General features: G+C 52.9%; 13 protein-coding genes. 12 read left to right on the top strand and 1 reads right to left on the bottom strand.

The features are described from left to right. The first annotated feature begins 51 nt into the window (after positions 1 to 51). From kefG to slyD, 4 genes are all read left to right on the top strand, one after another. Positions 52 to 603 carry a glutathione-regulated potassium-efflux system ancillary protein KefG gene (gene kefG, locus EoCCA6_RS09925; protein WP_152084434.1) on the top strand — a complete coding sequence of 184 codons (552 nt, stop codon included), beginning with the start codon at positions 52 to 54 and terminating at the stop codon, positions 601 to 603. Next, entirely contained in the window at positions 603 to 2408 is a 1806-nt protein-coding gene (kefB, locus tag EoCCA6_RS09920) for a glutathione-regulated potassium-efflux system protein KefB (RefSeq protein ID WP_152082502.1), read from the top strand. The genes kefG and kefB overlap by 1 nt, the downstream gene beginning before the upstream one ends. A gap of 13 nt (positions 2409 to 2421) precedes the next feature. Then, complete coding sequence (locus EoCCA6_RS09915; protein WP_003861689.1) at positions 2422 to 2622, top strand: YheV family putative zinc ribbon protein; 201 nt, start codon at positions 2422 to 2424, stop codon at positions 2620 to 2622. A gap of 94 nt (positions 2623 to 2716) precedes the next feature. After that, the gene (slyD, locus tag EoCCA6_RS09910; protein WP_152082501.1) at positions 2717 to 3310 is read left to right on the top strand and encodes a peptidylprolyl isomerase; all 594 of its coding nucleotides are present in this window, start codon (positions 2717 to 2719) and stop codon (positions 3308 to 3310) included. A 51-nt stretch (positions 3311 to 3361) separates the two neighbouring features. Here slyD and EoCCA6_RS09905 read toward each other — a convergent pair whose 3' ends face one another. After that, positions 3362 to 3580, bottom strand: coding sequence for a protein SlyX (locus tag EoCCA6_RS09905; RefSeq protein ID WP_152084433.1), 219 nt, complete (start codon positions 3578 to 3580; stop codon positions 3362 to 3364). Between the two features lie 238 nt (positions 3581 to 3818). Between EoCCA6_RS09905 and fkpA the strand changes: the two genes are divergently transcribed. From fkpA to fusA, 8 genes are all read left to right on the top strand, one after another. Continuing rightward, entirely contained in the window at positions 3819 to 4637 is an 819-nt protein-coding gene (gene fkpA / locus EoCCA6_RS09900) for an FKBP-type peptidyl-prolyl cis-trans isomerase (protein WP_152082500.1), read from the top strand. 166 nt (positions 4638 to 4803) lie between these two features. Beyond that, positions 4804 to 5526, top strand: coding sequence for a helix-turn-helix transcriptional regulator (locus tag EoCCA6_RS09895; RefSeq protein ID WP_003861697.1), 723 nt, complete (start codon positions 4804 to 4806; stop codon positions 5524 to 5526). Further along, on the top strand, positions 5526 to 5912 hold the full coding sequence (gene tusD / locus EoCCA6_RS09890; protein ID WP_152082499.1) for a sulfurtransferase complex subunit TusD: 387 nt from the start codon (positions 5526 to 5528) through the stop codon (positions 5910 to 5912). The genes EoCCA6_RS09895 and tusD overlap by 1 nt, the downstream gene beginning before the upstream one ends. Then, on the top strand, positions 5912 to 6271 hold the full coding sequence (tusC, locus tag EoCCA6_RS09885; protein WP_152082498.1) for a sulfurtransferase complex subunit TusC: 360 nt from the start codon (positions 5912 to 5914) through the stop codon (positions 6269 to 6271). The genes tusD and tusC overlap by 1 nt, the downstream gene beginning before the upstream one ends. Before the next feature lie 7 nt (positions 6272 to 6278). Beyond that, positions 6279 to 6566, top strand: a complete 288-nt coding sequence (tusB, locus tag EoCCA6_RS09880; protein ID WP_152082497.1) for a sulfurtransferase complex subunit TusB — start codon at positions 6279 to 6281, stop codon at positions 6564 to 6566. A 124-nt stretch (positions 6567 to 6690) separates the two neighbouring features. Continuing rightward, a complete protein-coding gene (gene rpsL / locus EoCCA6_RS09875) occupies positions 6691 to 7065 on the top strand; it encodes a 30S ribosomal protein S12 (RefSeq protein ID WP_000246815.1) in 375 nt (124 codons plus the stop codon). A 96-nt stretch (positions 7066 to 7161) separates the two neighbouring features. After that, positions 7162 to 7632 carry a 30S ribosomal protein S7 gene (gene rpsG, locus EoCCA6_RS09870; RefSeq protein ID WP_003861706.1) on the top strand — a complete coding sequence of 157 codons (471 nt, stop codon included), beginning with the start codon at positions 7162 to 7164 and terminating at the stop codon, positions 7630 to 7632. A gap of 96 nt (positions 7633 to 7728) precedes the next feature. Further along, complete coding sequence (gene fusA / locus EoCCA6_RS09865) at positions 7729 to 9843, top strand: elongation factor G (RefSeq protein ID WP_152082496.1); 2115 nt, start codon at positions 7729 to 7731, stop codon at positions 9841 to 9843. The last annotated feature ends 50 nt before the right edge of the window (positions 9844 to 9893 follow it).

Below are 9893 nucleotides of genomic sequence, written 5' to 3'. Positions count from 1 at the left end.
CCCAAAACAACGACGATACACAAAAACAGAAACAGAACCGGGAGGGGAATGATGTCTCAGACAGCAAAAGTGCTGCTGCTGTATGCCCATCCGGAATCTCAGGACTCGGTGGCGAACCGGGTACTGCTTAAACCGGCTACACAGCTCAGCAACGTGACGGTGCACGATCTCTACGCGCACTATCCTGATTTCTTTATTGATATTCCTTACGAGCAGGAACTGCTGCGTCAGCATGACGTCATTGTGTTCCAGCATCCGCTCTATACCTATAGCTGTCCGGCGCTGCTCAAAGAGTGGCTCGACCGCGTGCTGAGCCGGGGTTTCTCCAGCGGGGTAGGGGGCAACCAGCTGGCGGGAAAGTACTGGCGTAGCGTCATCACGACCGGTGAGCCAGAGAGCGCTTACCGTCACGACGGGCTGAACCGCTATCCGATGAGCGATATCCTGCGCCCTTTTGAGCTGACGGCGGCGATGTGCCGTATGCACTGGATGAATCCGATTATTGTTTACTGGGCGCGTCGTCAGCAGCCTGAAGCGCTGGCGAGCCATGCCAGAGCCTATGGCGAGTGGCTGGCGTCACCGATTTCGGCAGGAGGTCGTTAATGGAAGGATCGAATTTGCTCCTTGCCGGGGTGTTGTTTTTATTTGCAGCGGTTGTGGCCGTGCCGCTGGCCGCGCGGATTGGCATTGGCGCGGTGCTGGGGTATTTGCTGGCGGGGATCGCCATTGGACCCTGGGGGCTAGGGTTTATCAGCGATGTGGATGAAATCCTCCACTTCTCTGAGCTTGGTGTCGTGTTCCTGATGTTTATCATCGGCCTTGAACTGAACCCGTCCAAGCTGTGGCAGCTTCGGCAGTCTATCTTTGGCGTCGGTGCCGCGCAGGTGCTGTTTAGCGCCGCGATTCTGGCGGGGCTGTTGATGTTGACGGACTTCTCGTGGCAGGCGGCGGTCATTGGTGGGATTGGCCTTGCGATGTCCTCGACGGCGATGGCGCTGCAGATGATGCGCGACAAAGGGATGAACCGTAACGAGGCGGGACAACTGGGCTTTTCGGTGCTGTTGTTCCAGGATTTAGCGGTGATCCCGGCGTTAGCGCTGGTGCCGCTGCTGGCGGGCTCCGGCGACGATCATTTCGACTGGGTGAAAGTCTCCATGAAGGTGCTGGCCTTCGCGGGGATGCTGATTGGCGGACGTTTTTTACTGCGTCCGGTGTTCCGCTTTATCGCCGCGTCGGGCGTGCGTGAGGTGTTTACTGCCGCCACGCTGCTGCTGGTGCTCGGCTCCGCGCTGTTTATGGATGCGCTGGGGCTGTCGATGGCGCTTGGCACGTTCATTGCCGGGGTACTGCTTGCCGAGAGCGAATATCGTCATGAACTGGAGATTGCTATCGATCCGTTTAAAGGGCTGCTGTTAGGGCTGTTCTTTATTTCGGTGGGGATGGCGTTGAATTTGGGTGTGCTCTATACCCATCTTCTGTGGGTTATCGTCAGCGTTGCCGTGCTGGTGGCGGTGAAAACGCTGGTTCTCTATGTGCTGGCTCGTGTTTACGGGCTACGCAGTTCGGAACGCATGCAGTTTGCCAGCGTGTTAAGCCAGGGGGGAGAGTTTGCGTTTGTGCTGTTCTCTACCGCGTCGTCGCAGAAACTGTTCAAAGATGACCAGATGGCGCTGTTGCTGGTAACGGTCACGCTGTCGATGATGACCACGCCACTGCTGATGAAGCTGGTCGACAAACTGCTGTCACGCCGGTTAAACCCGGCAGATGATGAAGACGAAACGCCGTGGGTGGAAGATGATAAGCCGCAGGTGATCGTGGTGGGTTTTGGCCGCTTCGGGCAGGTTATCGGGCGTTTGCTGATGGCGAATAAGATGCGTATTACGGTGCTGGAGCGTGATATCAGCGCGGTGAACCTGATGCGTAAATATGGCTATAAGGTTTACTACGGCGATGCGACGCAGCTTGAACTGTTGCGCTCAGCCGGGGCGGAAGCGGCGGAGTCAATCGTCATCACCTGTAATGATCCGGAAGACACGATGAAGCTGGTGGAGCTGTGCCAGCAGCATTTCCCGCACCTGCATATCCTGGCGCGTGCGCGTGGACGTGTTGAAGCTCACGAACTTTTGCAGGCGGGTGTGAAACACTTCTCCCGCGAGACCTTCTCCAGTGCGCTGGAACTGGGGCGTAAGGCGCTGATTTCACTGGGTATGCATCCGCACCAGGCTCAGCGCGCCCAGATGCATTTCCGCCGGCTGGATATGCGAATGCTGCGTGAGCTGATGCCGGTACATACCGATACGGCGCAGATCTCCCGCGTGCGGGAGGCGCGTCGTGAGCTGGAAGAGATTTTCCAGCGTGAGATGCAACAGGAACGACGCCAGCTCGACGGCTGGGATGAATTTGAATAAAGGGTAACGAAAGATGGCTGTACGTAAACGCTTTATCGCGGGTGCAAAGTGCCCGTCCTGCCAGGCACAAGATACTCTGGCCATGTGGCGCGAAAATAATATCGATATCGTTGAGTGTGTTAAGTGCGGTCACCAGATGCGTGAGGCCGACAAAGAAGCCCGCGATCACGTTCGCAAAGAAGAGCAAGTGATCGGCATTTTTCATCCGGACTAGCGATATGCCCTGAGTTTTTTTAAGCTAAAGGGTACACGGGTGCAGATTTCCGCTACAATCTGCGCCAGCAATTTTCCCACGCTCAGGAGATATCATGAAAGTAGCAAAAGACCTGGTGGTCAGCCTGGCCTATCAGGTACGTACAGAAGACGGTGTGTTGGTTGATGAGTCTCCGGTGAGTGCGCCGCTGGACTACCTGCATGGTCACGGTTCCCTGATTTCCGGCCTGGAAACTGCGCTGGAAGGTCACGACGTTGGCGACAAATTTGACGTTGCTGTAGGCGCGAATGACGCTTACGGTCAGTATGACGACAACCTGGTTCAGCGCGTTCCTAAAGACGTGTTCATGGGCGTTGACGAACTGCAGGTTGGCATGCGCTTCCTGGCTGAAACTGACCAGGGTCCTGTGCCGGTTGAAATTACTGAAGTTGAAGACGACCACGTTGTGGTTGACGGCAACCACATGCTGGCTGGTCAGAACCTGAAATTCAACGTAGAAGTTGTTGCGATCCGTGAAGCGACCGAAGAAGAACTGGCTCACGGCCATGTTCACGGTGCGCACGGTCACGACCATGACCACGATCACGGCCACGACGGCTGCTGCGGTGGTCACGGCCACGATCACGACCATGGTCATGACCACGGTAAAGGTGGTTGCGGCGGTCATGGCGGTTGCGGTTGCCACTAATTCCGTTATGCGGAAAATAAAAAAGCGGGATATTCCCGCTTTTTTTACGCCTCAGTAATGAGGTGGTGGCGTCTCTTCTGACTGAGACGCAATGTTTGACGTCTGTGTGGCTTTCAGCTTTTCCGTCAACAGACGCAGGTGGTCACGCAGTTTCGCCATTTCAAGTTCATGCGCGGTCACGGTCTGGTTCAGTTCTTCGATGGTGATGTCCTGAAAAGCCAGGCGGCTTTCCAGTTCAGCCAGTCTCGCTTCTGTCATTGTGTCCTTCATCATTCACCTCGTTCATTTCTCAGTAGCCATAACAGGCCAGCGGCGGCGAAGTTTAACTGAGTTTATCCTTAAGTGCAGTATCCGCCCTCCTGGCAAGAAACTTATTTAAACAAAAATAGTCTGAAAAGTGGCGATAATCGGGGGAGTCTGTCTGTAGATTTCTTCCGCAACGATTTATAGTACGTCACTCATTTACGTTTAATGCTGGGGTGAGAGTCCCCAGGCCCTGGAGATATGGATGAAATCACTGTTTAAAGTAACGCTGCTGGCGACCACGATGGCTGTCGCGCTGAACGCACCGCTGTCTTTCGCTGCTGATACCGCTGCGAAGCCTGCTGCGACTGCAGACAGCAAAGCGGCGTTCAAAAATGACGACCAGAAATCCGCCTACGCACTGGGCGCATCTCTGGGCCGTTACATGGAAAACTCTCTGAAAGAGCAGGAAAAACTGGGCATCAAACTGGACAAGGCTCAGCTGATCGCGGGTGTTCAGGATGCGTTTGCAGACAAGAGCAAACTGTCTGACCAGGAAATCGAACAGACTCTGCAGGCGTTTGAAGCCCGCGTGAAAGGCGCTGCTCAGACCAAAATGGAAGCAGATGCTAAAGACAACGAAGCGAAAGGCAAAGCCTACCGTGATACCTTTGCTAAAGAGAAGGGTGTAAAAACCTCTTCTACTGGCCTGGTGTATAAAGTAGAGAAAGAAGGTACTGGCGACGCGCCAAAAGACAGCGATACCGTTGTGGTTAACTACAAAGGTACGCTGATCGACGGTAAAGAGTTCGATAACTCTTACACCCGTGGTGAGCCGCTCTCTTTCCGTCTGGATGGTGTGATCCCAGGCTGGACTGAAGGTCTGAAAAACATCAAGAAAGGCGGCAAGATCAAGATGGTCATTCCACCGGATCTGGCTTACGGCAAAACTGGCGTTCCGGGTATCCCGGCCAACTCTACGCTGGTCTTCGACGTAGAACTGCTGGACATAAAACCAGCACCGAAAGCGGATGCGAAAGCAGATGCGCCGGCTGACAACAAAGCCGCTGCTGCCAAGAAGTAATGTCACAGAAACCGCCGCCTTAAAGGCGGCGGTTTTTTTTATTGTGGGGCAGATATAATTAACACTGGAAAGCGTTATACACGCTGTATTAATTTAGTTGTCCGTGTAGATAATGAGCCTGCCCTGAAAACGTAACGACAGGCTCCTGAAAAGGAGTGTTTTTTTCATGTCCAGGTCGCTTTTAACCAACGAAACCAGTGAGCTTGATTTACTGGATCAACGTCCTTTCGACCAGACCGACTTCGATATTCTCAAATCCTACGAGGCGGTAGTGGACGGGTTAGCGATGCTCATTGGGTCCCACTGCGAAATCGTATTGCACTCCCTGCAGGATCTTAAGTGTTCCGCCATCCGCATCGCTAATGGTGAGCACACCGGCCGTAAAATTGGTTCGCCCATCACCGACCTTGCATTGCGTATGCTGCATGACATGACCGGCGCGGACAGCAGCGTCTCCAAATGTTATTTCACTCGCGCCAAAAGTGGCGTGCTGATGAAATCAGAAACCATCGCTATCCGAAACCGCGAGCACCGTGTGATCGGGCTGCTGTGCATCAACATGAACCTTGACGTGCCGTTCTCGCAAATCATGAGCACCTTTATTCCACCAGAAACGCCAGACGTTGGCTCGTCAGTCAACTTTGCGTCTTCCGTTGAAGATCTGGTGACCCAGACGCTTGAATTCACAATCGAAGAGGTGAATGCCGATCGCAACGTCTCGAACAACGCCAAGAATCGTCAGATCGTACTGAATCTCTATGAGAAAGGGATTTTCGATATTAAAGATGCCATCAACCAGGTGGCCGATCGCCTGAATATCTCCAAACACACGGTCTACCTCTACATTCGCCAGTTCAAAAGCGGCGATTTCCTGGGGCAAGACAAGTAATGCGTTTTGCGTTGGTGGTGACAGGCCCGGCCTATGGCACTCAGCAGGCCAGCAGCGCGCTGCAGTTTGCACATGCCCTCATTGAGGCTGGACACGAGCTGGTGAGCGTCTTCTTCTATCGTGAAGGGGTCTATAACGCAAACCGGTTTACGTCACCAGCGAGTGATGAATTTGACCTGGTGCGCGCCTGGCAAGCGTTGCACGAAAAGCAAGGCGTTGAGCTGCAAATTTGCGTGGCGGCGGCACTGCGTCGCGGTGTGACGGACGCTTCCGAAGCTGAACGTCCTGGTTTATCCGGTTCCAACCTGCAGCCCGGATTTTCGATGAGTGGCCTGGGCGCGCTGGCGCAGGCTGCATTGACCTGTGACAGAGTGGTGCAATTCTGATGAAGCGCGTGGCGTTTGTTTTTTCCTCTGCGCCGCACGGCAGTGCGTCTGGCAGAGAAGGGCTGGATGCGCTACTTGCGACCTCCGCATTAACGGAAGATATCGGTGTTTTCTTTATTGGTGACGGGGTGTTGCAGCTTCTGGCTGGTCAGCAGCCGCAGGCCATTCTCGCCCGAGATTACATCGCGACGTTTAAGGTTCTGCCGCTTTACGACATTGACACCTTTTATCTCTGCGCCGACTCTCTGGCTGCGCGCGGGTTAGATGATAAGACGCGTTTCGTGCTGGATGTGACAATTCTTGCCTCTGCGACGCTGCGCGAGAAACTCTCTCACTACGACACTGTTCTGACTTTCTGAGGCCGTCATGCTCCATACCCTGAGCCATTCACCGTGGCAATGTGATACCGATGCGTTACTGAGAATGTTGCGCGAAGGGGATGACCTGCTGCTCATTCAGGACGGCGTGCTGGCTGCGCTTGAAGGCAGCCGCTTTGTTGAAATCCTCAGCAATGCCCCCATAACCGTCTCAGCGCTGAAAGACGATCTGGATGCGCGGGGTCTTTCTGGTCAAATTTCAGCCAAAATTAACGTGGTTGGCTATACTGATTTCGTTAATCTTACTGTGACGCATACCAGTCAAATGAACTGGTGATTTGAGATCGCTGTATATTTCTTGACACCTTTTCGACGTAGCCCTAAAATTTCGCGTCCTCATATTGTATGAGGCCGTTTTATTACGTGTTTACGAAGCAAAAGCTAAAACCAGGAGCTATTTAATGGCAACAGTTAACCAGCTGGTACGCAAACCACGCGCTCGCAAAGTTGCAAAAAGCAACGTGCCTGCGCTGGAAGCCTGCCCGCAGAAACGTGGCGTATGTACTCGTGTATATACCACCACTCCTAAGAAACCAAACTCCGCACTGCGTAAAGTATGCCGTGTGCGTTTGACTAACGGTTTTGAAGTGACTTCCTACATCGGTGGTGAAGGTCACAACCTGCAGGAGCACTCCGTGATCCTGATCCGTGGCGGTCGTGTTAAAGACCTTCCGGGTGTTCGTTACCACACTGTTCGTGGTGCGCTTGACTGCTCTGGTGTTAAAGACCGTAAGCAGGCTCGCTCCAAGTACGGCGTGAAGCGTCCTAAGGCTTAATGGTTCTCCGTTAAGTAAGGCCAAACTGATTTATCTTAATGTCACACTAAACTCTTAGAGTTTTGGACAATCCTGAATTAACAACGGAGTATTCCCATGCCACGTCGTCGCGTCATTGGTCAGCGTAAAATTCTTCCAGATCCGAAATTCGGATCAGAACTGCTGGCAAAATTTGTAAATATCCTGATGGTAGATGGTAAAAAATCTACTGCAGAAGCCATCGTATACAGCGCGCTTGAGACCCTGGCTCAGCGCTCTGGTAAAAATGAACTGGAAGCCTTCGAAGTCGCTCTCGACAACGTGCGCCCGACTGTAGAAGTTAAGTCTCGCCGCGTTGGTGGTTCTACTTATCAGGTTCCAGTTGAAGTTCGTCCGGTTCGTCGTAATGCTCTGGCAATGCGTTGGATCGTTGAAGCTGCTCGTAAACGCGGTGATAAATCCATGGCTCTGCGTCTGGCGAACGAACTTTCTGATGCTGCAGAAAACAAAGGTACTGCAGTTAAGAAACGTGAAGACGTTCACCGTATGGCAGAAGCCAACAAGGCGTTCGCACACTACCGTTGGTAATCCCTTCGGAGTCGTAGTCACCAGGCGGGCGCTTCAGAGAAGCCGCCCGCTCTGGGTTACTTAACTGAACGCCTAAAGATATAAACGAGGAATCAAATGGCTCGTACAACACCCATCGCACGCTACCGTAACATCGGTATCAGTGCGCACATCGACGCCGGTAAAACCACTACTACCGAACGTATTCTGTTCTACACCGGTGTAAACCATAAAATCGGTGAAGTTCATGACGGCGCAGCCACCATGGACTGGATGGAACAGGAGCAGGAGCGTGGTATTACTATCACCTCCGCAGCGACTACTGCATTCTGGTCAGGTATGGCTAAGCAGTACGAACCGCATCGCGTAAACATCATCGACACCCCAGGGCACGTTGACTTCACCATCGAAGTAGAACGTTCCATGCGTGTTCTTGACGGCGCGGTAATGGTTTATTGCGCAGTTGGTGGTGTTCAGCCACAGTCTGAAACCGTATGGCGTCAGGCGAACAAATATAAAGTTCCACGCATCGCGTTCGTTAACAAAATGGACCGTATGGGTGCTAACTTCCTGAAAGTTGTTGGTCAGATCAAAACCCGTCTGGGCGCGAACCCTGTTCCGCTGCAGCTGGCAATTGGTGCTGAAGAAGGCTTCACCGGCGTTATCGACCTGGTGAAAATGAAAGCCATCAACTGGAACGATGCAGACCAGGGCGTTACCTTCGAATACGAAGATATCCCGGCTGATATGCAGGACCTGGCTGACGAATGGCACCAGAACCTGATCGAATCCGCAGCTGAAGCCTCTGAAGAGCTGATGGAAAAATACCTGGGTGGTGAAGAACTGACTGAAGAAGAGATCAAAAAAGCTCTGCGTCAGCGCGTTCTGAACAACGAAATCATCCTGGTAACCTGTGGTTCTGCGTTCAAGAACAAAGGTGTTCAGGCGATGCTGGATGCGGTAGTTGACTACCTGCCATCCCCGGTTGACGTTCCTGCGATCAACGGCATCCTGGACGACGGTAAAGATACTCCGGCTGAGCGTCACGCAAGTGATGACGAGCCGTTCTCTGCACTGGCGTTCAAAATTGCTACCGACCCATTCGTGGGTAACCTGACCTTCTTCCGCGTTTACTCTGGTGTGGTTAACTCCGGTGACACCATCCTGAACTCCGTGAAAGCGGCGCGTGAACGTTTTGGCCGTATCGTACAGATGCACGCTAACAAACGTGAAGAGATCAAAGAAGTTCGTGCGGGCGACATCGCTGCAGCTATCGGTCTGAAAGACGTGACCACTGGTGACACCCTGTGTGACCCGGATCACCCGATCATTCTGGAGCGTATGGAATTCCCTGAGCCGGTAATCTCCATCGCGGTTGAACCAAAAACCAAAGCTGACCAGGAAAAAATGGGTCTGGCTCTGGGCCGTCTGGCGAAAGAAGACCCATCATTCCGCGTATGGACTGATGAAGAATCTAACCAGACCATCATCGCGGGTATGGGTGAACTGCACCTGGACATCATCGTTGACCGTATGAAGCGTGAGTTCAACGTTGAAGCGAACGTGGGTAAACCTCAGGTTGCTTACCGCGAAGCGATTCGCGCGAAAGTTACCGACATTGAAGGTAAACACGCTAAGCAGTCTGGTGGTCGCGGTCAGTACGGTCACGTTGTGATCGATATGTACCCACTGGAGCCGGGCTCTAACCCTAAAGGTTACGAGTTCATCAACGACATCAAAGGTGGTGTAATTCCTGGTGAATACATCCCTGCCGTTGATAAAGGCATCCAGGAGCAGCTGAAAGCCGGTCCTCTGGCTGGTTATCCGGTTGTTGACATGGGTATCCGTCTGCACTTCGGTTCTTACCACGACGTTGACTCCTCTGAACTGGCGTTTAAACTGGCTGCGTCTATTGCCTTTAAAGAAGGCTTTAAGAAAGCGAAACCAGTTCTGCTTGAACCAATCATGAAGGTTGAAGTAGAAACTCCTGAAGAGAACACCGGTGACGTTATCGGTGACTTGAGCCGTCGTCGCGGTATGCTGCGTGGTCAGGAATCCGAAGTAACTGGCGTTAAGATCCACGCTGAAGTTCCGCTGTCTGAAATGTTCGGATATGCAACTCAGCTGCGTTCTCTGACCAAAGGTCGTGCATCATACACCATGGAATTCCTGAAGTATGATGATGCGCCTAACAACGTTGCTCAGGCCGTTATCGAAGCCCGTGGTAAATAAACCGCAGGGTTAAAACCAAAGTCCCGTGCCCTCTCTGAGAGGGGGCACTA

The organism is Enterobacter oligotrophicus, assembly GCF_009176645.1.
GTDB classification, from domain to species: Bacteria; Pseudomonadota; Gammaproteobacteria; order Enterobacterales; family Enterobacteriaceae; genus Enterobacter; species Enterobacter oligotrophicus.
The sequence above is the reverse complement of the archived record's forward strand: the minus strand, read 5'-3'. Positions and strand labels throughout refer to the sequence as shown.

Coding starts and splice junctions, on each gene's coding strand:
- kefG (WP_152084434.1), top strand. CDS start 52: ATGTCTCAGACAGCAAAAGTGCTGCTGCTGTATGCCCATCCGGAATCT.
- kefB (WP_152082502.1), top strand. CDS start 603: ATGGAAGGATCGAATTTGCTCCTTGCCGGGGTGTTGTTTTTATTTGCA.
- EoCCA6_RS09915 (WP_003861689.1), top strand. CDS start 2,422: ATGGCTGTACGTAAACGCTTTATCGCGGGTGCAAAGTGCCCGTCCTGC.
- slyD (WP_152082501.1), top strand. CDS start 2,717: ATGAAAGTAGCAAAAGACCTGGTGGTCAGCCTGGCCTATCAGGTACGT.
- EoCCA6_RS09905 (WP_152084433.1), bottom strand. CDS start 3,580: ATGAAGGACACAATGACAGAAGCGAGACTGGCTGAACTGGAAAGCCGC.
- fkpA (WP_152082500.1), top strand. CDS start 3,819: ATGAAATCACTGTTTAAAGTAACGCTGCTGGCGACCACGATGGCTGTC.
- EoCCA6_RS09895 (WP_003861697.1), top strand. CDS start 4,804: ATGTCCAGGTCGCTTTTAACCAACGAAACCAGTGAGCTTGATTTACTG.
- tusD (WP_152082499.1), top strand. CDS start 5,526: ATGCGTTTTGCGTTGGTGGTGACAGGCCCGGCCTATGGCACTCAGCAG.
- tusC (WP_152082498.1), top strand. CDS start 5,912: ATGAAGCGCGTGGCGTTTGTTTTTTCCTCTGCGCCGCACGGCAGTGCG.
- tusB (WP_152082497.1), top strand. CDS start 6,279: ATGCTCCATACCCTGAGCCATTCACCGTGGCAATGTGATACCGATGCG.
- rpsL (WP_000246815.1), top strand. CDS start 6,691: ATGGCAACAGTTAACCAGCTGGTACGCAAACCACGCGCTCGCAAAGTT.
- rpsG (WP_003861706.1), top strand. CDS start 7,162: ATGCCACGTCGTCGCGTCATTGGTCAGCGTAAAATTCTTCCAGATCCG.
- fusA (WP_152082496.1), top strand. CDS start 7,729: ATGGCTCGTACAACACCCATCGCACGCTACCGTAACATCGGTATCAGT.